A 25879-nucleotide genomic window follows, 5' to 3' on the forward strand; every position below is an offset into this window, starting at 1 on the left:
GCTCCAGAGAGAAGAGAGGGCATTTAGTGGAATAAACTAGATGCCCTTTTGAATAATATAGGGTGTGGCGCCGTAGCCAAGCGGTAAGGCACGAGTCTGCAAAACTCTGATTCACCGGTTCGATTCCGGTCGGCGCCTCCAAAAGAAAAACATCCCGCACGAAAATTCGTGCGGGATGTTTTTTGTAAGGAATAGACTTCAGCTTTCCTCCAGTTTTCGATCCGCATGTCGGATGCTCGGCCAGAACTGGCAAAGCAGCCCCGAAATCAGGATGATGACGCCACACCAGAAAAAGCTGCGCATCACACCGGAAAATTCTGCAAATGCGCTTGCAACAGCCAAGCCCACCGGGGTTGCAAGCACCATGATGCTTGTGGAAATCGACATCACCCGGCCGAGATATTCCGGTTCTACATGAGCTTGAAAGAGCGCTATAGCGGGGCCGGAATAGAAGGGGCGGATACCCCCATAAGCGCGGAAAGCGCTACAAAGGCCAAAAATGCGGTGGTGGGCAACAGACCGCTGACCACCAGCGCCGCACCCATCAAGTAGATGGAGAGCACGATGGTGTTGATTCGGTTGCGAAAGCCGCCCCAGATGCCGAGCCCCAAGGACCCCACCAGCATTCCCACGGAAAAAGCGACCTCCACCACGCTGGCAGCGGCGGCGTCAAGGCCGAAATACTCCATCGTTACCAGGGGAAACAATGCGTTGACCGGCATGAAAGCGAAGAAATAAAGGCCGCTCACCAGGGTCAACGGGAGCAATCCGGGGTGGCGCCGGAGAACTCGCAGGCCGTCCTTGGTGTCGCTCCACATGCTGCGCACAGAGACCTTTTCAGAGCGTTCCTGCTTGATGCTCGGGATGTAGACAAAAGCCAGCGTCAAAACGCCGATTGCCGCGCCGATCACATCCAGAAAGATAATATCGGAGATGCGCCACGCGGCATACAGCACCGCCGCAATCGGCGGGGAGAGGATTAGGGACACCGACTGCAAGGTCTGGGAATAACCAGCGCAGCGGTTGAGCTGGTCGGCAGGCACCAGCAAGGGCGTGACGGCTGCCAGGGAAGGGGAGTGAAAGGCGGTGCCAATCGAACGAATAAGCAGCACTCCCATGACCAGCCAGAGCGGAATTTCTCCAAACCGTCCCGCTAGAACGATGGCCAGGCTTGCTATGGCAATGCAACCGTCGGAAACCATCATGATCCGTTTGCGGTTGTGCCGGTCGATGAATGCGCCGATAAAGGGGCCGAGAATCCCCTGCGGCAGGAACCCAATCAGCGATGCGATGGAGAGTACTGCTGCGGATTTGGTGACATCGGTGAGATACCAGATGATAGCGAATTGAATGATTGCGCTGGTGAGCAGGGAAACTGCCTGCCCAATCCAGATGGTGAAAAACGGGATACGCCAGTTGTCGGATTGGATTAATTTCATACCGTTCTCCTTCACATTTATATTGTAAGATATTTGGACACAAAAAGCGCTGAGTCCAAGCGACCCGTGTAAAACTACACAACAAAAACAGCAGCAGCCGGCCTGAGATGCGCCGTCGCCCGGCATCATGTTTTTATTATGGTTTTCCAGGATGCTGTGGTCTACAGCGCTGGCCCCGTAAAAAATCTCCTTTTCAACGGGTTGCATCAAGTGAATGGATTGAGAGGTGTTTTTTTATTCTACCTGGAAAGTAAAGGGGTGTCAATCGGCATTTTGGAATTCATGGAGTTCTCCGTTGGGATAACACCCCGGTCGCACACGGCATAAAATGATAGGGCAACAGATGTATCATTTCGGCGCCGCCCCGAAATTGCGGGGACAAACAGCGCCTGACAATAGACAGGAGGTCATGAATCCGATGGAAAAAAGCATCATTGTTGTAAAATCCATCACTTATGCCATGCGAGCTCAACAGATACTCAACAATTTGGGCATCAGCGCCTATATAGAACGCGACATCGGCGCTGCCAGTAAATATGGATGCGGTTACAGTGTCCGGGTGAAAACATCTGAGGCGCAGCGCGCCGCCGAGATCATCAAAGCATACGGCATCCGGGTGGTGGATATTCTGCCGGCGGGAGGTGCTCCCGCATGATCTATTTTGATAATGCTGCGACCACCTATCCCAAGCCGCCGCAGTTGATCGGGGCTTTTTCGGATTATTTGAAAATGTATGGGGCCAATCCGGGGCGAAGCGGACACGAAATGTCCCTGGCGACCGCAAAACAGGTCTATGAGACCAGGGAGCTGATCGGATCACTCTTTCATGCGGAGAATCCCGAGGCCATTCTTTTTACGCAAAACTGTACCCATTCCCTCAACCTTGTCCTCAAAGGCGTGCTCAAATGGGGCGATCACGTGGTCATCTCCGCCCTCGAACACAATTCTGTTCTGCGCCCAGTCTATCAGCTGTGGCGGGAACACGGGGTGCAGTACAGTGTGGCGCAGGTGGTGGAGGGCGACGATGATGCGACGGTGGAGAATTTTCGCCGCTGCCTGCACCGGAATACCAGGCTGATCGCCTGTACACACGGCTCCAATGTGTTCGGCATTAAACTGCCGATTGAGCGCCTGGCGCGTCTGGCGCACGAGAACAATGCGCTATTTCTAGCCGATTGCGCCCAGACAGCGGGTGTGGAGGAGATCGATTTTCAGGCGATGGGCTTGGATTTTTTGGCCGCTCCGGGCCACAAGGGTCTATACGGCCCCACTGGGACTGGAGTGCTGTTGCTGCGCGACAGCGAGTTTCCATTGGATACTCTGATGGAGGGGGGGACGGGCAGCAATTCCCTCGATTATGCACAGCCTGACTTCCTCCCAGACAGACTGGAGAGCGGTACGGTCAACACCGCAGGAATTCTCGCCCTGCGCGCCGGCGTCGCCGAAGTGATCAACCGGAGCACCGCCCGGATCAAGGCCCACGAGATGGCGCTGGCGCAGGCACTTTACGACGGCCTGACCGAAATCCCAGGTGTGCGGTTGTATACGGCGCGTCCCACCGAACAACATCATCTCCCGGTGATTTCCTTCACTGTCGAGGGGGAGCACTCCGAAACCACTGCGCAAAAGCTCAACCAGTACGGAGCTGCTACACGCGGAGGATATCATTGCGCCCCGCTGCCGCATCAAAAAATGGGCACCCTACAGACGGGCACTGTGCGCGCCAGCCTGGGAATGTATAACACCGAAGAGGAGGTCAGGGAGTTTTTAACAATTTTAAAAATGTTGCAAAATCAAAAGAGGAAGGATTGAAATACAGCGCAGATGTGATAGAATATAACAATAAGGTTCCTTTCTTATTTCCATCAATTCTGCGCCGCCTTCGGGCGTTTTAACCGCAAACGTCAGACGCAATTCTGAAAGATAGAGGAAGTTGAAGCATGGATACAGTCTCTACATTGGATGATTTCTGGGGGAAATTCGCCGGTACAGTCAAAGGAATTGGCCCGGTAGACATCATCGATATGCTCGTAGTGGCATATATCGTTTACAAATTAATCCATCATTTGAAGGAAACGCGCGCGGCCCAGTTGGTCAAGGGTCTGGTAATTTATTTCGGCGCGTTCCTGCTTGTGTCGGTCGCACAGATGCAGACGGTCCAGTTCATTATGCAGTACCTGCTGGATAATGCGCTGATTTTGTTGGTGGTTGTGTTTCAGCCGGAGCTGCGGCGCGCACTGGAACAGATCGGCCGCAGCAAGCTGCCGGTCGGCCTGTTTTCGGGTCATCCTGACAGCGAGGAGGCGATGCGCCTCAAGTGGCAGAATGCCATTGCATCCATCTGTGAAGCGGCGTCCTCCCTCAGCCGGACTCAGACCGGCGCGCTGATGGTGATTGAGCAGCAGGTGAAGCTGGGCGATATCATCAAGACCGGCACCATCATCGATTCCGATCCGAGCATGGAGCTGATCGGTAATATCTTCTTTCCCAATTCTCCGCTGCACGACGGCGCCATGATTATCCGCGACGGCAGGCTTTATGCGGCAGGCTGCTTCCTTCCGTTGTCCACCAACTACGAAATCAGCAAACAGCTCGGCACCCGCCACCGCGCGGCGCTTGGCATGAGTGAAAACTCCGACTCCCTTGTGATTGTGGTTTCGGAGGAGACGGGTTATATCACCGTGGCCCGCAATGGGGCGCTTAACATCAATCTTTCGATCGACCAACTGCGTAAGATTCTGGAAGACCTGCTTTTGAAAGAGGACAAGGAGGAAAAGGGCGACAAAAAGTCCGGCTTTTGGAAGGGGAAAAATAACAAATGAAGAAAAATGTGATCAAGGATTTTTTTCTGAAAAACGGAATGCTCAAGCTCATTTCCATTGCACTCGCGTTTGTGGCCTGGGTCATCATCGCGATGTATGTCAACCCCAACAAGGATGTCACCATTAAGAATGTCCCCATCAATATCGACTTGAAGAGCCAGATCATCGTCAAGCAGGAACTCAATCTTCTCAGTTCTGATATTGTGGTGGCCAATGTCAGCGTGTCGGGTGAAAGCTATATCGTCAACAACCTCTCGGAGAAGGACATCACCTTGACCGCGTCGCTGAGCAGCGTTTCAGGCGCGGGGACCTACGACCTGCCGCTGCAAGCGGAGGCGAAAAGCGGTGGCAAGGTGTTTACCATTACAGGTGTTTCTCCGCAGACAGTGCGAGTCAAATTTGATAAACTGCTCAGCCGCAAGTATACGGTGCAGCCGGAAATCGCGAATCTGACCGTCCCAGAGGGGTACACCCGTCTGGAGGAGCCGCAGGTGACCCCCGGTGAGATCACCATCACCGGCCCTGAGGCGGAATTGGACAAGGTCGCTAAGGTCAAGGTGGTGACCGACCTGGAAAACGAACCCATCAGCAAGACGCAGACCCTCACGCTGCCCATCCAATTGTTCGATAAGGACGACCAATTGGTGGAATCGGACGAACTTAAGCTGGAATATGAGATGGCGGATGTGAAACTGACCGTATATAAAAATAAGCAGGTCCCGCTTACCATCGATTTCATCAATGTGCCAGCCAACTTCCCCATCGACGACCTAGAGTACGAGATTTCCAACCCCGAAATTTGGGTGGCCGGGCCGACCGACCAGGTTGACAGTATGACCAGTGTGAATGTGGGGTATGTGGATATCACCGCCATCACCCCGGATAACAACAGCTTCAACTTTGACGTCAAGCTGCCGACCGACTTCAGCAACATAGAGCGCATCGAGAGCGTCACGGTGGAATTCAACACCGAAGGCATGATCGAAAAGAACTTCTATGTCAACAACATCAAGGCGGTCAATACGCCGGCGGGTTACGATGTGAGCCTGATTACCAAACAGCTCAACAATGTGACCATTGTCGGCCCCAAGGATGTGGTCAGCCGGCTTTCCAATAAGGACATCGTGGCGGAGATCGACCTCTCCGACCGCAAGGTTGTGTCCGGCCAGGTGGAGATGCCGGTCAATGTGATTGTGCCGGGCAAGGGGTTGGTTTGGGCGACCGGCGACTATTCGGCGGTGGTCAACATCAAAGAGAAATAGAATCCAGTGCGGGGAGGGTGTCTCGGTCCGAGGCGCCCTCTTTCCCGCTATATCGGGATAAGGAGGGTGTCGAATGATCGTCATCAGCGGGATTAGGACAGGAATCATGGAGGGATTTCCGCATGCGGTTGAAAGGGCAGCGGCCGAACTGGGGGTTTCCCGGGAAAAAGTGAAGGGCAGCCACATTGTCAAAACCTCGGTGGATGCGCGCCGACGGGGTAATATCAGCCTTGTTTGGTCGGTCGGGCTGGAACTGGGAAGCAGAGAGGAAGAGGCCGCCGCGGTTGCAAATTGCAAAAAACAGACGGTTACACTGCGCGATCCGCAGCCCTACCGCGTTCCACATGGGACGGAGCCGCTCGAGCACCGGCCGGTGATCGCCGGTTTTGGCCCCGCCGGGATGTTTGCGGGCTTGCTTTTGGCGCGAGAGGGCTACCGCCCCCTGATCTTGGAGCGAGGCGGACCGGTGGAGCGCCGGGTTGTGGCGGTGGAACGCTTTTGGCGCGAGGGGGTGTTGGATACCGACACCAACGTGCAGTTTGGAGAGGGCGGCGCAGGCACCTTCTCCGACGGAAAGCTGACCACCCGCATCCACGACCCGCGCTGCGAATTTGTGCTGCGGGAATTCGTGCGGTTCGGCGCCCCGGATGAGATTCGGTATAAGGCGAAGCCGCACATCGGCACCGACCTGCTGCGCGGCATTGTCCGGTCGATCCGCCAGGAGATTCTGGCGCTCGGCGGGGAAATCCGCTTTGACACCCGCCTGGATAACATCCTCTGTTCCACCGGGCGCCTGTGTGGCGTCTCAGCGGCTGGCGCGGAAATTCCGGTGGAAGTGCTGGTTTTGGCTGTCGGACACAGCGCGCGCGATACCTTTGCCCTGTTGATGCAAAAACAGATGGATCTGGTGGTCAAGCCGTTTTCAGTCGGGGTGCGCATTGAGCATCTGCAGAGCGTGATCGACCGGGGGTTATTCGGCGAATTTGCGGGCCATCCCGCCTTGGGCAAGGGGGAATACCAGCTTTCCCACCGGCAGGGCGACCGCGCGGCCTACACCTTCTGTATGTGTCCGGGCGGAGTGGTAGTTCCAGCCGCTTCGGAGGAATCCGCGGTGGTGGTCAATGGAATGAGCGAGTATGCGCGCGACGGAAGAAACGCCAATTCGGCGCTGGTGGTCTCGGTGGATGGCCGCGATTTTGGCGGTCATCCAGAGGATGCCATCGCGTTTCAACGAGCGCTGGAACAGGCAGCCTATCGGATGGGTGGCGGCGGTTACCGTGCACCCGCGCAGACGGTGGGAGGGTTCATCGATGGCCGTGCGGAGCTCCGTCTGGGGCGGGTGGAGCCCACCTATGCCGCCGGGGTGGAGCCCGCCGGGCTGCACACCCTGTTCCCGCCGCAAATCACCGAGATGCTCCGCACCGGCCTGCTCACCTTTGACCGAAAGCTGCGCGGGTTTGCCTCCAAAGATGCGGTGCTCACCGGCGTGGAGACGCGGACCTCGTCGCCGGTGCGCATCCTGCGCGGGGAGGACGGACAGGCGGTCTCGCTGCCTGGGGTCTATCCCTGTGGGGAGGGGGCCGGTTATGCGGGCGGCATCATGAGCGCCGCCGTCGACGGGCTGCGCATCGCGGAAAGCGTCATCGCAAGATATCGCCCAGGGAAGGGATAAACAGTGCCGGATGAAAAGGACAGGCGTTCGCTTGTCCTTTTCTGATGCTTGGGTCGCAACCTTCACTATTGAAATTGCACAGATAAAATGATAAAATATTAAGATATGAACCAAAATAATTTTGACGGAAGCTTCGGGGGATTGTCAGCTTGAGTATGAAAAAGTGGGAAATCTTAAAAACAGACCGGCAGAAATCGGCAGAACTGGCCGCGGCGACCGGGCTGGACGCCTTTGTGTGCGACATTTTGCAGGCGCGAGGAATCGACACGCCGCAGCGCGCGGATGTTTTTTTTGCCGAGCAGATGTTCGACCCCTATCTGCTTCCGGACATGGATGCCGCGGTGGAGCGTATACAGCGCGCGATCGATGAACAGGAATTGATCTGCGTCTATGGGGATTACGACTGCGATGGCATCACCAGCACGGTACTGTTGTACACCTACCTGCAAACGATGGGCGCGCAGGTCTCCTATTATATCCCCGACCGTGACCGCGAAGGCTACGGCCTCAACCGAGAGGCGGTGGCCTCCCTGGCTGGGCAGGGGGTGCGGCTGCTGGTAACCGTCGACAACGGGGTGGCTGCGTTGGATGAGATTGCATACGCCAATTCGCTGGATATGGAGGTGGTGGTCACCGACCACCACAAGCCCCGCGAGACCCTGCCGGATGCGGTGGCCGTGGTAGACCCGCACCGGGAAGATTCCAAAGCACCGTTCCGGCATCTCGCCGGGGTGGGCGTGGTGTTCAAGCTGATTTGCGCCCTCGAAGGGGCGGACGGCCTTGAAATGCTCGAATATTACGGCGACCTGGTGTGCATCGGCACCATTGCGGATGTCGTTCCGCTCACGGGGGAGAACCGCACGATTGTGAGGTACGGGCTGGAGCGCCTGCCCTTTACTGACAACACCGGATTGCGCGCGCTGTTACAGGTCTCCGGCTTGTTGGAAAAACCGCGTATCACCTGTGAAAACGTAGGTTTCATTCTCGCGCCCCGTATCAACGCAGCTGGGCGGTTGGGATTTACTCAGAAGGCGGTCGATCTGCTGCTGTCTGAAGACGAGGAGGAGGCGCTGGCCCTCGCCGGACAGATCACGGAACAGAACCGCGCGCGCCGGGGGCTGGAGGCGAAAATCCTCAAGGACATTTCCGCGGAGCTGGCAAGACGGCCGCAGATTCTCTATGAGCGCCTGATGGTGCTCGCGGGGGAGGGGTGGCACCACGGTATCATCGGCATTGTCTGTTCCAAGCTGGTGGAGCGCTATGCCAAGCCATGCCTGTTGATCTCGATCGACGGTGAGGAGGCGCGCGGTTCGGGACGGAGCGTCGAGGGTTTCTCCCTGGTGGACGCGGTGGCCCAGTGTGCTGGGCACCTCACGCGTTACGGCGGACATCCGCTGGCGGCGGGCTTTTCGATGGAGGCCGCACAATTCCCCGCATTTTGTGAACAGTTGCTGGCTGATGCAAAGCGCGACCACGACCGTATGCCGGTGATGGCGGTAAGGATCGACCGGATCATCACGCCGGCTGAACTCAGTGTGGACCGTCTGAAAAAGTTGAGCATCCTGGAGCCGTTCGGAACGGGGAATGAAGCGCCGGTTTTCGCTCTGTTGGGCGTCAAAATAGAAGGGATTTATCCGATGGGAAGCGACGGCGGCCACCTGAGGCTGCGACTTGTGCAAAACGGACGCTCATTTTTTGCGGTTTATTTCGGTATGGCACGGGAACGCTTTCCATATGAGGTGGGCGATACCGTCGATGTCGCAGCCAATTGCGATGTGGATATATATAACGGCGAGGAGCGCATCTCCGTCAAGGTCAGGTCGATCCGGCCGTCCGGTCTGGAGGAGGATATCCTGTTTGACGGCGTGCAGCAGTACGACCGCTATCAGCGCGGCGAGGGCTGGACGGAGGAGACGCGGCGCAGACATACGCCCAGCCGCGACGATATCGCGCTGATCTACCGGTGGCTGCGCGGCCACAACGGATTTTGTGGCGACCTGGAGATTTTGAGCTGCCGCTTGCCCAGACAAATTGGCTACTGCAAGCTACGTCTGGCTCTGGATGTGATGAACGAGATGGGGTTGGCGAGCTGCCGCCCGGCAAAATCTGGTGTCGCCGTTACGCTGTGCGCAGTGGACGGCAAGGTAGACTTGAGCCAATCCAAGATTTTGCAGAGCCTTTGACGGAAAGTTTGATGAGGTTGGGGGAGAAGAGATGAGCGATCGGGATAAAACGGAGGCAGAGGTATTTGAGGGGCTGCTTTCCACCATAAAAAACACGGGAAAACAATATGACGTGGACGCCATCACGCGCGCCTATCAGACGGCCCTTACCGCGCATGAGGGACAGAAGCGCGTCTCGGGTGAACCGTATGTGATGCACCCCATTCACGTGGCGGAAATCCTGGTGCAGCTCGGGATGGATACCGATACCATCGTAGCGGCGCTGCTGCACGACGTGGTGGAGGATACCCCCACGACGCTCGACATCGTCGAAAAACAGTTTGGCAAGGATGTCGCCCTGTTGGTCGACGGCGTGACCAAGCTCGGTAAAATCCCGTTTTCCTCGCGGGAGGAGCAGCAGGCGGAGAATGTGCGCAAGATGTTGCTGGCGATGGCAAAGGATGTGCGCGTCATCATCATCAAGCTGGCCGACCGGCTGCACAATATGCGAACCCTCTCGGTGATGCGCCCCCAGAAACAGCGCGATAAGGCGCTGGAGACGATGGAGGTCTATGCCCCCCTGGCGCACCGGCTCGGTATCCGGGCGGTCAAGGAGGAGCTGGAGGATCTGGCCCTGCGCTACCTCGACCCGGTCGCTTACGAGGAGATCGAGCACATGCTCGAGCTCAAACGCGACGAGCGCAACCAGTTTATCGACCACATTAAGGAGCGCATCATCCAACGGATCGTGGTGCAGGACGGCAAGAAAATCCACCTGGAGGGCCGCGTCAAAAGCGTCTATGGCATCTACCGCAAGGTGTATATGAACGGCAGAAGTTTCGATGAAATCTACGACATCTATGCGGTGCGCATCATTGTGGACAGCGTCATCGAATGCTACAACATTTTGGGCATCGTCCACGATATGTTCCGGCCGATTCCCAACCGCTTTAAGGATTATATCTCCACGCCGAAACCGAACATGTATCAGTCGTTGCACACCACGGTGATCGACAAGGAGGGCATCCCCTTCGAGATCCAAATTCGCACCTGGGATATGCACTACACTGCGGAATACGGTATTGCGGCGCACTGGAAATACAAGGCGGGCATCCAGGGCAAGGATAAACTGGAGGAGCGCCTCGCGTGGGTGCGCCAGTTGCTCGAGGTGCAGCAGGAGAGCGAGGACGTGGAGGACATCGTCCGCTCGATCAAGACCGACCTCGCGCCCGAAGAGGTGTTTGTATTCACCCCCAGAGGGGATGTCATCAGCCTGCCCGTGGGAGCCACCATCATCGATTTCGCTTACGCCATCCACACGGCTGTGGGCAACCGCATGGTGGGGGCCAAGGTGGATGGGAGAATGGTGTCGATCGATTATCAGGTGAAGACTGGAAACATCGTGGAGATCATCACCACCAAAAACCCCACGCAGGGGCCCAGCCGCGACTGGCTAAAAATAGTTAAGACCAGCGAGGCGCGCAATAAAATCCGCTCCTGGTTTAAAAAGGAGCGGCGCGAGGAAAACATCGCCGAGGGCCGAAGCGAGCTGGAGCGTGAATTTAAACGCAACTACATCAATCTGCCCGAGCCGGAGATGAGGGAGTTTCTCACCAACATCGCCAAGCGCCAGCACTTCGCCAGCATCGAGGATTTTCTCGCCGCCATCGGCTACGGCGGTATCTCCCTCTCCCGCATTATGCCGCGCATCAAGGACGACTATCAGCGCACCTACCGCACCCCCGAACCCGATCCGACCAAGCTGGTGCCCAAGCCCAAGAAGGAGCGCAAGGGGCAAAGCGGCGTGATTGTGGAAGGGCTGGACAGCTGCCTCGTCAAATTTGCGCGCTGTTGTAACCCGCTGCCGGGCGACGACATCATCGGTTTTGTGACGCGCGGCTTCGGGGTATCGATCCACAAGCGCGACTGTGTCAACGTGCTCGCGGCCATGCAGGATGAGACCCAGCGGGACCGCTGGGTGCGCACCCACTGGGCTGCGTCTGTCAAGGAGACATTTAAATCCACCATCGAAATCTACGCGACTGACCGCCAGGGCATGATCGCGGATATCTCGATCGCGCTGGCCAATATGCACATCCAGATGCATTCCCTCAACGCGCGCGAGGCCAAGGACAAACACGTGGTTATCCAGATCACGCTGGGCATCACCGGTTTGGATCAGCTGGGCAATATCATCAACATCTTCAGCAAGATTCCGGGCGTGATCTCGGTGGAACGCGCCACACAATAACCATACCGGAGGTGGACAAATGAAAGCGGTGTTGCAGCGGGTGCGCCGCGCATCCGTCACAATTGCGGGCGAGACGGTCGGCTCGATCGGCGCGGGCCTGATGGTTCTGCTCGGCGTGACCGAGGAGGACGACGAGCGCACCTGTGATTATCTGGCTGAGAAAGCTGCGAACCTGCGCATCTTTGAGGACGACGCGGGCAAGATGAACCGCAGCCTGTTGGACACCGGCGGGGAGATGCTGGTGGTATCCCAGTTCACTTTGTGCGCCGACTGCAAAAAGGGGAGGCGCCCCGCGTTTGTGCACGCGGCCCGGCCAGAGCGCGCGATCCCGCTCTATGAGCGGTTTCTGGCCCAGGTGCGCGGGATGGGAATTCCTACCGCTGAGGGCCGGTTCGGCGCGGATATGCTGGTATCTCTGGAGAACGACGGCCCGGTGACCATCCTGCTGGACACCGACGAGATTATGCCGGGCAAAACTTTACATTGAGGAGCGGACTGCTATGAAAATTGAAAGCCTCGTCCTGTGCGAGCTGGAGACCAACTGTTATATCGTATCCAGCGAAAAAAACAGCTGTGCCATCATCGACCCCGCGTCGGATGCGCCGGAGATCATCCGGTTTATCGACGAACGCGGTTACACACCGCGCTATATCCTGGTCACCCATCCGCACCACGACCATATCGGTGCGGTGAAAGAGCTACAGGCACATTATGGCGCGCAGGTGGTCATCAGCCGCATCGACAATGCGATCATCCTCGACCCGATGCCCATGTACGGTACCAAATACCTCTGGAAGGTGAAGGATAAGCTGTTTACCGCGGACCGGTTGGTGGAGGACGGCGACGAGATCGTGATGGATGAGTTGACCTTCCGTGTGCTGATCACACCGGGGCACACCGCGGGCGGCGCCTGTTACCTCTGCGGCGATAAGCTCTTTTCGGGGGACACGTTGTTTGAAGGCACTGTAGGCCGCTGCGACCTGTACAGCGGCGATTTCAATGCGATGCTGCGCTCGGTGGACCGCCTGGCGGCGCTGCCCGGCGACTACGATGTCTATCCCGGCCACGGCCCTGCCACCACCATGGAGCGCGAGCGGGCCCACAACGAATACATTGGGATGTTAGAAAATGAAGGTTTATATTGACGGCCACGACTGCCACTACGAGGTGGAGTCGCTGGTTCGGATGTTTTTTCCCGGGAAAAGATTGCAGGTGCTGCAAGGCGCGCCGGAAAACCCTGAGGAGGACGCGGTTTATACTCGAATGGCCTGTGAGGGGCGGCGGGCGCTGCTCTCTGTGGCAGTGCGTCTGGATGGACACAGTAAAACTGCCGAGGAGGCGGTGGACGCCGCCCGTGCCAATCTGGATGCGGAGTGCGAACGCGTGTTCGCAGTGATGCTCTATCGCATTCTGGCGCCGCTCACCGGTATCCATCCCGGCTGGGGAGTGCTCACCGGCATCCGTCCGGTCAAATTTGTGCACCGTTACCACGCGCAGGGGATGGAGGATAGCGAGATCCGGCGCATCCTGTCCGGGCAATATTTGGTCACGCCGCAAAAGATCGACCTGATGCTTGAGACGGCGCGGCAGGAGGCAAAGGTGCTCGCCCGCTCGCAGCCGAACTCCTACAGCCTCTACCTCTCCATCCCGTTCTGCCCGACCCGCTGCCATTATTGCTCGTTTGTGTCGCATTCGATCGAAAAGACGCATAAACTGCTGCCGGAATACGTCGAACTGCTGATTCGTGAGATCGAGGACGCGGCAGAGCGGATTCATTCGGTGGGAGGGCTGCGCCTGGAGACGATCTATTTCGGCGGCGGCACGCCAACAACCCTCTCCGCTGAGCAACTCCGACGGGTGATGGACGCGGTGAACCGCTGTTTTGGCTCACCCTGTCAGGGGGAGTACACGGTGGAGGCCGGCCGGCCGGACACCATCACCGAAGAGAAGCTTCGGGTACTCAGGGCCTGCGGCGCGACTCGCATCAGCATCAATCCCCAGACGATGAACGACCGCGTACTCGAGGAGATCGGGCGGCGGCATACGGTGCGGCAGACGGTTGAGGCTTACGAGTTGGCACGCAGGGTGGGGCACGACAACATCAACATGGATTTGATCGCGGGGCTTCCCACCGATACACCGGAGAGCTTCGCATCCAGCCTCGACCAGGTGATCGGGCTTGGGCCGGAGAATATCACGCTGCACACCCTGTCGGTCAAGCGCGCGGCCGCTCTGGCGGAGGATGCCGAACAGGTTCATCGCGCACAGAGCAGGGCGGTTCACGCCATGCTGGATTACGCCTCCGGACGCTTTGCGGCAGAGGGATATCTGCCCTACTACCTCTATCGCCAGAAGAACACGGTGGACAACATGGAGAACGTGGGGTATTGCCGCAGGGGGCACGAGGGGCTTTACAACGTCTACATCATGGATGAGACCCACTCGATCGTGGCGCTGGGCGCAGGCGGCGTCACCAAGCTGCGCGAGCCGGGCGGAGGGCTGATTCAGCGGGTGTTCAACTACAAATACCCCTATGAATACATCAGCCGTTTCGACGAGGTGCTGCGGCGCAAGAAGCAGATTCCTGCGTTTTATGCATCGCACCCTTTTAGAGAAGGAATTCAGCAGAATCTGTGAATAATTCCGGAATATTTCGGGAATTTGCTTGCAACAATTGTTACATCGACATATAATAGGGGCGAGAGTCAACCTTGAACGATGAATGGAGGAGAACCAAGTGGATACGTTTGACGAATTCCTCGGCAAAGCCAAAAATTTGGTGGATATCGCGGGCAAAAAGACTGGCCAGGCGGTGGAGCTTGCGAAGCTCAAGATGAACCGCATGCAGATCAACAGTGAAATTCAGAAGACATATGAAAAATTGGGCGCATTTGTGTATAAATTTCATAAGAGCGGCGAGGAGAATCAGGATTTGATCGACATCTGTGTGGATGAGATCGATAGCCTGATCGCCAAGCTCAATGAGATCAGCGACAAGATCAACGAGCTCAAGAGCGCTATCCGTTGTCCTGAGTGCGGCGCGATCAACGACGAAGAGGCGATCTACTGCGCAAAATGCGGGGCGAAGATGTCCCCAGAGCCGAAGGAACCGGAGGCGGCCTCGATCGGAATTATCGTCGCGGAGCAGCCTTCGGGGGAGCAGCCGGAGCAAAGCGAACAGGGATAAGCACAGCAGAACCGTTATAATCTGGGCGTCAATGGGTGAATCCCCGTTCGGCGCCCTTTTTCTTTTCCCAGGCGGCAAAGGGTATATTTTTTTGCGTAAAACAGTATCATAGATGGAGAAAATGATGCAGGGGGAGTGCCCGCGTGACAACCAGAAAAAAGCAGACCTTTTTACAGAGCGCCATGATTCTGATGGGTGCGACCCTGATCGTCAAGGTGATCGGCGTTTTTTTCAAGATGCCGCTCACCAACATTATCGGCGCGGCCGGCATGGGTTATTTCAACATCGCCTACGGCTTGTTTAACACCCTGTATGCGCTGTCTGTAGCAGGGCTGCCGGTGGCGGTATCCAAGATGGTGGCGGAAAATGCCGCGCTCTGCCGTTATCGGGATGTACGGCGCATCCGCAGGCTATCCACATTTGCATTTTTGGTCACTGGAACAGCGGGCAGCCTGCTGATGTATTTCGGTGCGCGCCCCTACGTGCAGTTCAACCGCAACGAGGAGGCCTATTACGCCGTCGCCGTGATGGCTCCGGCCATTTTATTCGTCTGCCTCACGTCCTCCTTCCGCGGTTACTATGAGGGTCTGCGCAACATGTACCCCACCGCTGTTTCCCAGGTGGTGGAAGCGCTGGCCAAGTTGGTTTTCGGCATGTGGTTTGCCACCGATATGATGGAGAGGGGACTGGAGGAATACAAACGGCTGGGCACCGTATTTGGCCGGCCAAGCCCCAGCTTGGAGCGGGCACAGTTGGATGTACTGCCCTATGCGGCGGCAGGCGCGATTGCGGGTATTGTCGTAAGCACTCTGCTCGGTACCCTCTATCTGTGGTTGCGCCACCGCCTGGCTGGGGATGGGATCACCCGGGAGGACCTCCAGGCGGCCCCCCAGCCGGCGGGCCGTCGCGTGCTGATGCGCCGTCTGGTGCGGTTGGCAATCCCGGTCTGCCTGGGATCGCTGGTGCTCAACATCACCACCCTCATCGACATCAGCTCGATCACCAACCGCCTGTCCACCGCGATTGCGCGCGACTCCGCCGCCATTCTCGGCATGTACCAGAACGCTGTGCCGCCCGCGATGGAGTTGGAGGACATCCCCAACTTTTTATACGGAGCTTACACCATGGCGGTCACGGTGTTTAACCTGGTGCCCGCCATCACCACCACCTTTGGCGTAAGTGCTTTACCGATGATCGCGGCGGCCTGGGGAACCAAAAACCGCGGGGAGCTCACCCGCGGCATCGGTTCGGTGCTGCGCATCACCTCGATCGTCGCTTTCCCAGCGGGGCTGGGGCTCTGTGCGCTGTCCGGTCCGATTTTACAGTTGCTTTATCCGGGCGACACAGCGGCGGTGCAGATCGCCGCGCCGATGCTGCGCACCTTGGGGATCGCGGTGCTGTTCGTCTCGCTGGCCACACCGGTGAACAGCATGTTGCAGGCCATCGGCCGCGTGGACGTTCCTGTAAAGCTGATGTTGGGAGGAGGGCTGTTGAAGCTCGCCACCAACTACCTGTTTATCGCGGATCCGCAGATCAATATTCAAGTGGCGCCCTATGGCACCCTGATCTGCTACGCTTTCATCATTCTATTCTCGGTTCCCATCCTTTGCCGCTGCGCGCGCATCTCGATCCCTGTGGTGCAGACGTTTGGCAAGCCGCTGTTGGCCGCTGTCGGCTGTGGTTTGGGCGCCTGGGCGGCGCAGGGCCTGCTGGCCCGCAGGCTGCCAGCAACCCTCGCGACATTCGCCGCAATTGCCATTGCAGGTATCATTTACATGCTTTTCCTGTTTTTGTTACGAGCCATCACAAAAGATGATATTTTTATGCTGCCAGGGGGCGAAAAAATTGCAAAAGCTCTTGAAAAAAGAGGGATGATAAGGTAATATAAGTAGAGTTCTCCAAAAAAAGCAGGAAGTTCAGGTGAAGGCTGTGCCGGTTGATTTTACGATAAAAGATCGCTATACCATCGAGGATCTTCGGCAGATCATGCGGATTCTGCGTTCGGAAGAGGGCTGCCCCTGGGATCGGGAGCAGGATCACCATTCTATCCGGAAAAATTTTATCGAGGAGACCTACGAGGTGTGCGAGGCGATCGACACTGAGGACACCGCACTTCTGCGGGAAGAGCTGGGCGACGTACTCCTTCAAGTGGTGTTTCATACCCAGATGGAGGAGGAGCGCGGGACCTTCAATTTTGAGGATGTCTGCACCGAGATTTGTAAAAAGCTGGTAGTCCGGCATCCGCACATTTTCGCGGATGTTTGTGTGAATAATTCCAGTGAGGTGCTCCGCAATTGGGATGCCATCAAAAAGCGCGAGAAGGGGCAGCAGAGCGATACTCAAACCTTGCAGAGCGTCTCCAAGGCGCTGCCTGGTTTGATGCGGTCCGCAAAGGTTCAGCAGCGCGCGGCGCGCGCCGGGTTCGATTATCCCGACGAGAAGTGGGCGATGAGCGATTTGCGCAGCGAGGTGGACGAACTCGACGAGGCGATGAAGCAGGGCGACGGCGCACACGTCGATGAGGAGCTGGGCGACCTGTTGTTTGCTGCGGTGAACGTATCGCGCTTTGTGCATGTCGATGCGGAGGAAGCGCTCGGCCGCGCCTGTGAGAAGTTTATCGCGCGCTTTTCCAAGGTGGAGCAGCTCGCGGCAGAGCAGGGCGTGGATATGAAGAATGCCCCGATCGAGAAGTTGGACGAGCTTTGGCGGCAGGCTAAGAAGGTAAGCAACAGATAGCACTGATCTGTTTCTAAATATTGAGAAAAACAATGGAGGCTATGGAAAATGACAAAGACCGATCTGATTAGCATGGTGGCACAGAAAGCTGATTTGACAAAAAAAGACAGCGAGAAAGCTGTTTCTGCGGTGATTGACGCAATTACAGAGGCACTGGTGAGCGGCGATAAGGTACAGCTGGTTGGTTTTGGCACCTTCGAGGTCAAAGAGCGCGGTGAAAGAATGGGCATCAACCCCAGAACCAAGGAGAAAATGCCGATCGCGGCGTCCAAACTGCCTGCGTTCAAAGCGGGCAAGGCGCTCAAAGACGCGGTTGCGAAATAAATTTTTGCATCGAAAAAACGGGATGCGTTTGGGATTCTGGCGGCCGGATGGCCCGGCGTCAGGCGTTTGGTTTTGCTGGGGGAGCGGCTGCGGCCGCACAGGGCAAAGGCGAGCGGTTCCCCGGCGCATCCTTTTTGCATTGGTTTGATGTAAAGGAGAAAAAAGCATGAGGCTGGATAAATATCTTAAAATTACGCGGCTGATCAAGCGCCGTACCATCGCCAACGAGGCGTGCGACGCCGGCAGGGTTTCGGTCAACGGGCGGCCACAGCGCGCTTCCTACGATGTCAAGGAGAATGATATCATCGAGATCAATCTCGGCACACACCCGCTCAAGGTGCGGGTGGTTAAGGTGGATGAGTACGCCACCAAGGAGACTGCGTCCCAGGGCTACCTGGTGCTGGAGGACTGAGGCTGGTTCTGCATATCTTTTTGCCGGTTCGCATATCCTCTAACAATGAGGCAGAATTGCGAGGGGAGGCAGAAAATATGGCAGAAGAAAAAAAGCTGGTGAAGATGCCGCACAACCTGATTCTGGAGGACCGTCATACCCTCACGGTTTCGGGCGTAGAGGACATCGACAGCTTCGATGAAGAGACTGTGGTGTTGTTTACCGATATGGGAGAACTGACCATCAAAGGGGAAAGCCTGCACATCAATAAGCTGAATGTGGATACGGGGGAGCTGAATGTGGAGGGGCAGATCCATTCCCTGGTTTATACCAACGATGACGCCCGGCGGGGCGGCGGCCTGTTTGCGCGCCTGTTCCGCTGATCGAAGCGAATCATCCGTGGGAGGGCAGGGAAATGATCGAGGTAAACACCCAAACCACCGTCTTTTTACAGTCCCTGGCGCTTGGCTTTGCGCTGGGGCTGTTTTATGATGTGTTCCGCATCTTTCGACTTGCTATCCGTCACAGCAGTGCTATCATCTTTCTGGAGGACATCACCTATTTTGTGGTGTGCGCCATTGTGACATTCCTATTCTCCCTTTCCGCCATCAATGGACATGTGCGCGTCTTCTTGGTGATTGGGGAGCTGCTGGGGGCGACCGTCTATTATTTCTCGCTCGGCGCGTTGGTGATGCGCGTGTCCAAAGCGATCATCCGGTTTGTCAAGGCGCTGTTCCGGTTGCTCTACCGCATCTTTATACGTCCGTTTGTGGTGCTCTTTTGCTGGTTGGCGCACAAATTTGAGCGGTTGAGCGGCAAAATAGCGGTCAGGGCAAAAAAAGTTCAGGCAAAAGCGAAATATAGCTTGAAACAACGCGGCGTTTTAGTGTATAATTTATGTGTTAAGGGGCATCACCGAAACACCAAAAACGTCAACGAAAAAAGAGGTGGTACACCCAATGCGCGGGGCAAAAAAAGAAAAAAGAAACGACAAGGCCAGGTTGCTTAAATTTGCTGTCTGTGTATTTGTGGTGTACGTCGTGTACATGCTGGTTCAACAACAATTTGACATCAAAAGCCGCGAGCAGGAATTGATCGCCGTGCAGCAACAGGTGGAGGATAAACGCCTGGAAAACAAGGAGATCGAGCGCCTGTTGGAGAGCGACAACGAACAGTATGTGGAACGCCTCGCGAAGGACGAATACGGTTATGCTTACCCAGACGAGACTGTTTACATCGATACATCCGGTAACTGACTCCGCAGAGGACATCGAAATTTTAAGGAGGACTGTAGTTTCTTATGCAGCTTGAAGTGGGAAAAATCGTGGAAGGCAAAGTAACCGGGATTACAAAATTCGGCGCCTTTGTGGAACTGCCGGGCGGAAAGACCGGTATGGTTCATATCTCAGAGGTTGCGACCACCTATGTCAATGAGATCTCCGATTTTGTAAAAGAAGGCCAGATGGTCAAGGTGAAAATCCTTTCGATCACACCGGAAGGAAAGGTGAGCCTCTCCATCAAACGCGCCTTGCCGCCTCCGCCCAAACGCGAAGGTCCCCGCCAGGATAGCTTCGATTGGTCCTCCTCCCGCAAGACCGACGGCATGTCGTTCGAGGATATGATGAGTAAGTTCAAGCAGACCAGCGACGACAAGATGTCCGACCTGCGCCGTTACAGTGATGTCAAGCGCGGCACCGGCAACGGCCGCAGCCGCGGCGGTCGGGGATAAGGAAAAATACGGAAGCGCTCCCGCAGAGGGGCGCTTTCTTTTATTAAGGAGTAAATCTATGGTCATTATCAACGGTAAAATCGTCACGATGGCGGGCCCGACGATAGAAAAGGGCTATATCCGCACACAGGGAACCAAAATCGCTGAGGTCGGCCCGATGGAGGAATACCAGCCGGCGCAGGGCGAAGAGGTAATCGAAGCGGCAGGAGCTGGGGTCTACCCCGGTTTTGTCGATGCACACTGCCACATCGGCATGTGGGAGGATTCTATGGGCTTTGAGGGGGATGACGGCAACGAGGATACCGACCCCTGTACCCCACATCTGCGGGCACTCGATGCGATAAACCCGACCGAGCGCTGCTTCTCCGAGGCGCTCGCGGGCGGCGTCACCACGGTGGTGGTCGCCCCTGGCAGCGCCAATCCCATCGCTGGGCAGGTGTGCGCGATGAAGACCAGGGGATGCTGCGTGGACGACATGCTTCTGCGTGAGAACATCGCCGTCAAGCTGGCGCTGGGCGAGAACCCCAAGATTACCTACCACGCCAAGGGGCAGGCGCCCACCACCCGCATGGCCACTGCGGCCCTGATTCGCGAGCAGCTCGCTAAGACCCGCCGCTATTTGGAGGACAAGGAGGCGGCTGCGGAGGATGAGGAGCTCGACGAGCCGGAGCTGGATTTTAAATGTGAGGCGCTGATCCCGCTGCTGAAACGGGAGGTCAAGGCCCATATCCATGCCCATCGGGCGGACGACATCTGCACCGCCGTCCGCATCTGCGAGGAGTTCGATTTGGATTACCTGCTGATCCACTGCACCGACGGCTACAAGCTGACTGAGCGGCTGGCGGCGCGTGGTGCGGGTGCGGTCACCGGTCCGCTGATCGGGTCGCGTACCAAGCCGGAGCTCGCCGGCCAGGCGCTGGAGAATCCCGGCCTCCTGTCCAAAGCTGGGGTCAAAACCGCTATCTGTACCGATCACCCCGAGGTGCCGATTCAATATTTGGCGCTCTCGGCTGGCATCGCGGTGCGCGGCGGCATGGATTACGACGAAGCGCTCAAAGCGATCACCATTTATCCGGCTGAGTTGTGCGGCATTGCAGACCGCGTGGGCAGCATCGAACCAGGTAAGGACGCGGATCTCGTCTTCTTCTTCGGCGATCCTCTCTCGGTATATGCCAAACCGAAGCTGGTGATTGTCAACGGTGAGTGCAAATAGATTTTAGTTTTTACTTGTACATTTTAGTGAATTGTGGTATAATGAATACAAGATATTTATGCAAGTTCCATATTTCGCTTGTGTGATGTCTTATTTTACAAGAAGGGGTTGAATTTATGAACATTACCATCACTGCCCGAAAGACCACCGTAAAAGATTCGTTCCGGGAACGCTGCGAAAAAAAGCTTCGCAAGCTGGATAAGTTCTTTACGGACGACGCCAAGGTCACCGTTGTTGTGACCAACGAGCGTGAGCGCGAAACCGTGGAGGTAACGATCCAATCGCAAGGTATGTTCTATCGCTCTGAAAAGACTACCGCTGACCGTCTCGATTCTCTTGATGCGGTTGTGGACAACCTGTTCCGCCAGATTGTCAAGAATAAGCAAAAGCTGGGCAAGCGCGTGCGGGACGAGGCGTTCCTGCCCTCTGAAATGGAGCTGTTGGAGCAGGATTCCACCGAGTATCAGGTGGTCAAGACCAAGAAATTCCCCATCAAGCCCATGGCGGTGGAAGAAGCGATCCTGCAAATGAATATGCTGGGCCATAGCTTTTATATGTTCCGCAATGCGGAAAACAGTGCGATCAATGTGGTATATAAGCGGAAAAACGGAGACTACGGTTTGATCGAACCGATTGACGATTAATCTATTCCGCAAGCCCAATCAACAGTGTGGTGATGCGGTTTCCGTCGCTTATGCGGCGGAAACCGTTCTCTTTCTAGTAGGTTGCAAATGAAACAGCAGAAACAGTGCCGGTGGGGATGGAGGCCGGCTGGAATTGAATGGAGAAGAAGATGAGTAAAATTAAAGTTGCATGCCCCTGCATTTTTGGCCTGGAAAGTGTGCTTTCCGCGGAGGTGAAGAAGCTTGGGGTTCAAAACATTGAGGTCACGGACGGGCGCGTCACCTTTATGGGAGATTTAGAGGATGTCGCGAAGGCAAACATCTGGCTGCGTACCGCCGAACGCGTGCTGATTGTTTTGGGCTCCTTCCGCGCGGAGACTTTTGAGGAGCTGTTCCAAGGGGTAAAGGCGCTGGAATTTGAAAATTTTATTCGCAAGGAGGACGCCTTCCCAGTAAAGGGCTGGTCGCTCAACTCCAAGCTGCACAGCGTGCCAGATTGCCAGTCGATCGTCAAAAGGGCGATCGTCAAGCGGCTGTCGGAGAAATACGGCCAGAACTGGTTTGAAGAGACCGGATGCAGGGTACAGGTGCAATTTTCCATCCTCAAAAACATCGTGACGGTGATGCTGGATACCAGCGGCGCTGGGCTGCACAAGCGCGGTTACCGCCAGAACGCTAACATCGCCCCAATCAAGGAGACCCTCGCGGCTGGCATTGTGGATTTGGCACGGATTCGCAACGACAGCTTGGTGTACGACCCGTTTTGCGGCTCGGGGACGCTACTGATCGAAGCGGCTCTCTATGCGCTGAACATCGCGCCCGGCATCAACCGGCGCTTTTCCGCTGAGCGGTGGAGTATCTTTTCAGACGACACCTTCAAACGGGTGCGCAGGGAGGCCTTGGAACAGATCGACCGCAAGGCCAGCTTCCGCGGCTATGGCTATGATATCGATCCCGCCGCGGTGGAGCTCACCCAGGAAAATGCGCGCAAGGCGGGGGTCGCCAACCGGTTTCAGATCGCGCAGCGGGACATCGCGGATTTTCACACCGACGAGCTTCGCGCACTGATATTAACCAACCCGCCCTACGGGGAACGGATGCTTGAGGTCAAGGAGGCGCAAAAGATTTACCGCACGATGGGCCGGGTGTTTGAGCGGCGCAAGTATTTGAGCTACTACATCATCAGCCCGGATGAACAGTTTGAAGACTTGTTCGGTTCAGGCGCGGATCGCCGGCGCAAGCTGTACAACGGCATGATCAAGTGCCAGCTTTATATGTATTTTAAAGGCGAGCCGGAAAAACCGGCAGCCGCACGCCAAGAAAATAGAAATGAGTGACAGGACGGAGCTTGCCTCGGAAGCGAGGTAGGCTCCTTTTTGTATATTTGGGCCCTGCCGCCGAAAACTAAGAGGAGAATTTTAATGGAAAAGACTTGACAAAACTGCACGAAATGAGTATGCTATGGACATAGATACTACACCCCCTGGGGGGTGTGTGCGAGGTGATTACATGAACCAAAAGTTTGATGTGACCGGTATGACCTGTTCGGCCTGCTCGGCGCATGTGGAGAAAGCTGTGTCCAAGGTGCAGGGCGTGCGGTCAGTTCAGGTGAATCTGCTGGCCAACAACATGTCGGTGGATTACGACGACACAGTCACAGGCACGGCAGAGATCGAGCAGGCAGTGGAACAGGCGGGCTATGGCGCGCGGGTACACAGCTTCAAACGGGAAACGAAGCAGACGGAGAGCCCGGCGGATTTGATGGCGAAGGAACTCGCTGCAATGAAGCGGCGGCTGGTCGTTTCGTTTGTATTTTTGATTCCGCTGTTTTATCTATCGATGGGGCATATGATGGGTTGGCCGCTCCCAAGCGTTTTTCTGGGGATGGAAAATGCGCTGACCTTTGCGTTTACCCAGTTCCTGCTCCTTCTGCCGATCGTCTATGTCAACCAAAAGTATTTCCGAAACGGGTTTTTGACCCTTTGGCGCCGCTCTCCCAACATGGATTCACTCATTGCGATCGGCTCAGCCGCGGCGATCGTCTACGGAATCTATGCCATCTATAAAATCGGGTGGGGGTTGGGACACGGCGATATGCACCTGGTGCATGAGTACTCGATGGATCTCTACTTTGAAACCTCCGGCATGATTTTGGCCCTGATCACGCTGGGCAAATATCTGGAGACCCGTTCCAAGGGTAAGACCTCCGAGGCGATCACCAAGCTGGTTAACCTCGCGCCCAAGACAGCCTTGGTCGAGCGCGACGGACAGGAGCTTGAAATCCCGGTGGAAGAGGTCGTGATCGGGGACGTGGTCGTCGTAAAGCCGGGACAGAGCATCCCGGTGGACGGCGTGGTGCTGGAAGGGGCAAGCGCAGTGGACGAATCCGCGCTGACGGGCGAGAGCATTCCGGTGGAGAAACGGGCGGGCGACCCAGTCACCGGAGCTTCCGTCAACAAGTCGGGATGGCTGAAATTCCGCGCGACCAAGGTGGGCGACGACACCGCATTGGCGCAGATCATCCGTCTGGTGGAGGAGGCGGGCGCTTCCAAAGCGCCGATCGCCAAGCTCGCAGACCGGGTGAGCGGCGTGTTTGTCCCCATTGTGATCGGCATCGCGCTGCTGTCAGTCGCTGTCTGGCTGCTGGTGGGGGAGAGCTTTGAATTCGCGATGTCCATCGGCATCGCTGTGCTGGTCATTTCCTGCCCCTGTGCACTCGGCCTTGCTACCCCAACCGCCATCATGGTGGGAACCGGCAAGGGGGCGGAAAACGGCATCCTCATCAAATCCGCAGAGGCCCTGGAGACAGCGCACAGCATCGATACAGTGGTTCTGGATAAGACCGGCACCATTACCGAGGGCAAGCCCCGTGTCACCGATCTGCTCCCCGCGGACGGGGTCACAGAGGAGGAACTGATCCAGGTGGCCGCGTCATTGGAAAAGCCCTCTGAGCACCCCTTGGCCGAAGCGATTGTGGAAGAGGCCGCCCATCGCAACCTTACTCTGTTCAAAGTGGAAAGTTTCACCACGCTGGAGGGGCGCGGGCTTGAGGTCGAGATGGATGGTGCGTGCTGCTACGCGGGCAACCGCAAGCTGATGGAGGAACAGAAGGTGGCGCTTGGCCGCTTTGCCTCCGAATCAGACCGTCTCGCAGAGGACGGCAAGACCCCACTCTACTTCTCACGCGGCGACCGGTTGCTGGGTATCATCGCGGTTGCGGATGTCATCAAGCCGACCAGCCGGGACGCGGTGGCCGAGTTCGGAGCCATGGGCATCGATGTGGTGATGTTGACCGGCGACAATGCGCGCACGGCCCAGGCGATCCAACGGCAGGTCGGGATCGGCCGGGTGGTCGCTGAGGTGCTCCCCCAGGATAAGGAGCGCGAGGTGCGGCGCTTGCAGGAGGCGGGCAAAAAGGTGGCGATGATCGGCGACGGCGTCAACGACGCCCCGGCCTTGGCGCGCGCGGATGTCGGTGTGGCGATCGGCGCGGGAACCGATGTGGCGATCGAATCGGCCGATATCGTTCTGATGCGGAGCGACCTGTTGGATGCGGTGTCCGCAATTCAGCTTTCCAAGGCAACCATCCGCAACATCAAGCAAAACCTGTTTTGGGCGCTGTGCTACAACAGCATCGGCATCCCGCTTGCCGCAGGCGTCTTTTACAGCGTGCTGGGGTGGAAGCTCAATCCCATGTTTGGCGCGGCCGCTATGAGCCTCTCTTCGGTTTGCGTGGTGTCCAATGCATTGCGTCTGAAGCTGTTCCGCCCCCGCTATCACGCGCGGCGCGGCGATATGCAGCTGGTAGAAGCAGAAACCAATTCAAAAGATCATGATAATCAAGGAGGAAACACAAAGATGACAAAGACCATTTCGATCGAAGGTATGTCCTGTTCCCACTGCTCCGCCCATGTCAAGCAGGCGCTCAGCGTCCTGCCCGGCGTGGAGGATGTGGTAGTTAGCTTGGAGGCTAAAAATGCGCTGGTGACCATGGATGCGGAGGTCTCGGATGCTGAGCTCACCAAGACGGTGACCGACGCGGGCTATACCGTGACCGGCGTGCGCTGA

23 protein-coding genes, 1 tRNA gene and 1 pseudogene are annotated in these 25879 nt (G+C 56.7%); 24 read left to right on the forward strand and 1 reads right to left on the reverse strand.

Going from position 1 to position 25879, the window contains the following annotated elements:
- The first annotated feature begins 66 nt into the window (after window positions 1-66).
- Window positions 67-141, forward strand: a tRNA-Cys gene (locus tag H8711_RS00005).
- A 57-nt stretch (window positions 142-198) separates the two neighbouring features.
- On the opposite strand, the pseudogene H8711_RS00010 reads toward H8711_RS00005, so the two are convergent.
- Window positions 199-1439 (reverse strand): annotated as a pseudogene (locus H8711_RS00010) (MFS transporter).
- A 418-nt stretch (window positions 1440-1857) separates the two neighbouring features.
- Between H8711_RS00010 and H8711_RS00015 the strand changes: the two are divergent.
- The 23 genes from H8711_RS00015 (at window position 1858) to H8711_RS00125 (ending at window position 25879) form a co-directional block, all read left to right on the forward strand.
- Window positions 1858-2094 carry a putative Se/S carrier protein gene (locus tag H8711_RS00015; RefSeq protein ID WP_249281479.1) on the forward strand — a complete coding sequence of 79 codons (237 nt, stop codon included), beginning with the start codon at window positions 1858-1860 and terminating at the stop codon, window positions 2092-2094.
- Entirely contained in the window at window positions 2091-3251 is a 1161-nt protein-coding gene (locus H8711_RS00020; RefSeq protein WP_249281480.1) for an aminotransferase class V-fold PLP-dependent enzyme, read from the forward strand. Before H8711_RS00015 ends, H8711_RS00020 begins: the two co-directional genes overlap by 4 nt.
- Before the next feature lie 128 nt (window positions 3252-3379).
- Window positions 3380-4261 (forward strand): diadenylate cyclase CdaA, encoded by an 882-nt coding sequence (gene cdaA, locus H8711_RS00025; RefSeq protein WP_249281481.1) that lies wholly within the window; start codon window positions 3380-3382, stop codon window positions 4259-4261.
- The gene (locus H8711_RS00030) at window positions 4258-5523 is read left to right on the forward strand and encodes a CdaR family protein (RefSeq protein ID WP_249281482.1); all 1266 of its coding nucleotides are present in this window, start codon (window positions 4258-4260) and stop codon (window positions 5521-5523) included. The genes cdaA and H8711_RS00030 overlap by 4 nt, the downstream gene beginning before the upstream one ends.
- 73 nt (window positions 5524-5596) lie before the next feature.
- Window positions 5597-7195 (forward strand): NAD(P)/FAD-dependent oxidoreductase, encoded by a 1599-nt coding sequence (locus H8711_RS00035; RefSeq protein ID WP_249281483.1) that lies wholly within the window; start codon window positions 5597-5599, stop codon window positions 7193-7195.
- A gap of 155 nt (window positions 7196-7350) precedes the next feature.
- The gene (gene recJ / locus H8711_RS00040) at window positions 7351-9378 is read left to right on the forward strand and encodes a single-stranded-DNA-specific exonuclease RecJ (RefSeq protein ID WP_249281929.1); all 2028 of its coding nucleotides are present in this window, start codon (window positions 7351-7353) and stop codon (window positions 9376-9378) included.
- A gap of 31 nt (window positions 9379-9409) precedes the next feature.
- On the forward strand, window positions 9410-11608 hold the full coding sequence (locus H8711_RS00045) for a RelA/SpoT family protein (protein WP_249281484.1): 2199 nt from the start codon (window positions 9410-9412) through the stop codon (window positions 11606-11608).
- A 19-nt stretch (window positions 11609-11627) separates the two neighbouring features.
- Window positions 11628-12095, forward strand: coding sequence for a D-aminoacyl-tRNA deacylase (dtd, locus tag H8711_RS00050; protein ID WP_249281485.1), 468 nt, complete (start codon window positions 11628-11630; stop codon window positions 12093-12095).
- Window positions 12096-12108: 13 nt separating this feature from the next.
- The gene (locus H8711_RS00055; RefSeq protein ID WP_249281486.1) at window positions 12109-12753 is read left to right on the forward strand and encodes an MBL fold metallo-hydrolase; all 645 of its coding nucleotides are present in this window, start codon (window positions 12109-12111) and stop codon (window positions 12751-12753) included.
- On the forward strand, window positions 12737-14245 hold the full coding sequence (gene hemZ, locus H8711_RS00060; protein ID WP_249281487.1) for a coproporphyrinogen dehydrogenase HemZ: 1509 nt from the start codon (window positions 12737-12739) through the stop codon (window positions 14243-14245). Before H8711_RS00055 ends, hemZ begins: the two co-directional genes overlap by 17 nt.
- 100 nt (window positions 14246-14345) lie before the next feature.
- On the forward strand, window positions 14346-14795 hold the full coding sequence (locus H8711_RS00065) for a zinc ribbon domain-containing protein (protein ID WP_249281488.1): 450 nt from the start codon (window positions 14346-14348) through the stop codon (window positions 14793-14795).
- A 143-nt stretch (window positions 14796-14938) separates the two neighbouring features.
- Entirely contained in the window at window positions 14939-16678 is a 1740-nt protein-coding gene (locus H8711_RS00070) for an oligosaccharide flippase family protein (RefSeq protein WP_249281489.1), read from the forward strand.
- A 46-nt stretch (window positions 16679-16724) separates the two neighbouring features.
- On the forward strand, window positions 16725-17531 hold the full coding sequence (gene mazG, locus H8711_RS00075) for a nucleoside triphosphate pyrophosphohydrolase (protein WP_343256270.1): 807 nt from the start codon (window positions 16725-16727) through the stop codon (window positions 17529-17531).
- A 48-nt stretch (window positions 17532-17579) separates the two neighbouring features.
- A complete protein-coding gene (locus H8711_RS00080) occupies window positions 17580-17855 on the forward strand; it encodes an HU family DNA-binding protein (protein ID WP_249281490.1) in 276 nt (91 codons plus the stop codon).
- Between the two features lie 166 nt (window positions 17856-18021).
- Window positions 18022-18267: an RNA-binding S4 domain-containing protein gene (locus tag H8711_RS00085; RefSeq protein ID WP_249281491.1), complete on the forward strand. Its 246-nt coding sequence runs from the start codon at window positions 18022-18024 to the stop codon at window positions 18265-18267.
- A 77-nt stretch (window positions 18268-18344) separates the two neighbouring features.
- The gene (yabP, locus tag H8711_RS00090) at window positions 18345-18629 is read left to right on the forward strand and encodes a sporulation protein YabP (protein ID WP_249281492.1); all 285 of its coding nucleotides are present in this window, start codon (window positions 18345-18347) and stop codon (window positions 18627-18629) included.
- Window positions 18630-18661: 32 nt separating this feature from the next.
- Window positions 18662-19255 carry a spore cortex biosynthesis protein YabQ gene (gene yabQ, locus H8711_RS00095; RefSeq protein WP_249281493.1) on the forward strand — a complete coding sequence of 198 codons (594 nt, stop codon included), beginning with the start codon at window positions 18662-18664 and terminating at the stop codon, window positions 19253-19255.
- The gene (locus H8711_RS00100; protein ID WP_283245786.1) at window positions 19206-19502 is read left to right on the forward strand and encodes an FtsB family cell division protein; all 297 of its coding nucleotides are present in this window, start codon (window positions 19206-19208) and stop codon (window positions 19500-19502) included. Before yabQ ends, H8711_RS00100 begins: the two co-directional genes overlap by 50 nt.
- Before the next feature lie 44 nt (window positions 19503-19546).
- Window positions 19547-19975, forward strand: a complete 429-nt coding sequence (locus tag H8711_RS00105) for a S1 RNA-binding domain-containing protein (protein ID WP_249281495.1) — start codon at window positions 19547-19549, stop codon at window positions 19973-19975.
- A 58-nt stretch (window positions 19976-20033) separates the two neighbouring features.
- Window positions 20034-21188, forward strand: a complete 1155-nt coding sequence (locus H8711_RS00110; protein WP_249281496.1) for an amidohydrolase — start codon at window positions 20034-20036, stop codon at window positions 21186-21188.
- Between the two features lie 116 nt (window positions 21189-21304).
- Complete coding sequence (gene hpf / locus H8711_RS00115; RefSeq protein WP_249281497.1) at window positions 21305-21832, forward strand: ribosome hibernation-promoting factor, HPF/YfiA family; 528 nt, start codon at window positions 21305-21307, stop codon at window positions 21830-21832.
- A 149-nt stretch (window positions 21833-21981) separates the two neighbouring features.
- Complete coding sequence (locus tag H8711_RS00120; protein WP_249281498.1) at window positions 21982-23148, forward strand: THUMP domain-containing class I SAM-dependent RNA methyltransferase; 1167 nt, start codon at window positions 21982-21984, stop codon at window positions 23146-23148.
- A 172-nt stretch (window positions 23149-23320) separates the two neighbouring features.
- A complete protein-coding gene (locus H8711_RS00125) occupies window positions 23321-25879 on the forward strand; it encodes a heavy metal translocating P-type ATPase (RefSeq protein WP_249281499.1) in 2559 nt (852 codons plus the stop codon).

Source organism: Ligaoa zhengdingensis (assembly GCF_014384885.1).
GTDB classification, from domain to species: Bacteria; Bacillota; Clostridia; order Oscillospirales; family Ruminococcaceae; genus Ligaoa; species Ligaoa zhengdingensis.

Excerpts from the sequence above, each read along its gene's own strand:
- yabP (WP_249281492.1), top strand. The coding sequence starts at position 18,345 with ATGGCAGAAGAAAAAAAGCTGGTGAAGATGCCGCACAACCTGATTCTG.
- H8711_RS00015 (WP_249281479.1), top strand. The coding sequence starts at position 1,858 with ATGGAAAAAAGCATCATTGTTGTAAAATCCATCACTTATGCCATGCGA.
- H8711_RS00080 (WP_249281490.1), top strand. The coding sequence starts at position 17,580 with ATGACAAAGACCGATCTGATTAGCATGGTGGCACAGAAAGCTGATTTG.
- cdaA (WP_249281481.1), top strand. The coding sequence starts at position 3,380 with ATGGATACAGTCTCTACATTGGATGATTTCTGGGGGAAATTCGCCGGT.
- H8711_RS00035 (WP_249281483.1), top strand. The coding sequence starts at position 5,597 with ATGATCGTCATCAGCGGGATTAGGACAGGAATCATGGAGGGATTTCCG.
- H8711_RS00120 (WP_249281498.1), top strand. The coding sequence starts at position 21,982 with ATGAGTAAAATTAAAGTTGCATGCCCCTGCATTTTTGGCCTGGAAAGT.
- H8711_RS00085 (WP_249281491.1), top strand. The coding sequence starts at position 18,022 with ATGAGGCTGGATAAATATCTTAAAATTACGCGGCTGATCAAGCGCCGT.
- H8711_RS00055 (WP_249281486.1), top strand. The coding sequence starts at position 12,109 with ATGAAAATTGAAAGCCTCGTCCTGTGCGAGCTGGAGACCAACTGTTAT.
- yabQ (WP_249281493.1), top strand. The coding sequence starts at position 18,662 with ATGATCGAGGTAAACACCCAAACCACCGTCTTTTTACAGTCCCTGGCG.
- H8711_RS00030 (WP_249281482.1), top strand. The coding sequence starts at position 4,258 with ATGAAGAAAAATGTGATCAAGGATTTTTTTCTGAAAAACGGAATGCTC.
- hpf (WP_249281497.1), top strand. The coding sequence starts at position 21,305 with ATGAACATTACCATCACTGCCCGAAAGACCACCGTAAAAGATTCGTTC.
- H8711_RS00105 (WP_249281495.1), top strand. The coding sequence starts at position 19,547 with ATGCAGCTTGAAGTGGGAAAAATCGTGGAAGGCAAAGTAACCGGGATT.
- dtd (WP_249281485.1), top strand. The coding sequence starts at position 11,628 with ATGAAAGCGGTGTTGCAGCGGGTGCGCCGCGCATCCGTCACAATTGCG.
- H8711_RS00110 (WP_249281496.1), top strand. The coding sequence starts at position 20,034 with ATGGTCATTATCAACGGTAAAATCGTCACGATGGCGGGCCCGACGATA.
- hemZ (WP_249281487.1), top strand. The coding sequence starts at position 12,737 with ATGAAGGTTTATATTGACGGCCACGACTGCCACTACGAGGTGGAGTCG.
- H8711_RS00045 (WP_249281484.1), top strand. The coding sequence starts at position 9,410 with ATGAGCGATCGGGATAAAACGGAGGCAGAGGTATTTGAGGGGCTGCTT.
- recJ (WP_249281929.1), top strand. The coding sequence starts at position 7,351 with ATGAAAAAGTGGGAAATCTTAAAAACAGACCGGCAGAAATCGGCAGAA.
- H8711_RS00020 (WP_249281480.1), top strand. The coding sequence starts at position 2,091 with ATGATCTATTTTGATAATGCTGCGACCACCTATCCCAAGCCGCCGCAG.
- H8711_RS00125 (WP_249281499.1), top strand. The coding sequence starts at position 23,321 with ATGAACCAAAAGTTTGATGTGACCGGTATGACCTGTTCGGCCTGCTCG.
- H8711_RS00100 (WP_283245786.1), top strand. The coding sequence starts at position 19,206 with ATGCGCGGGGCAAAAAAAGAAAAAAGAAACGACAAGGCCAGGTTGCTT.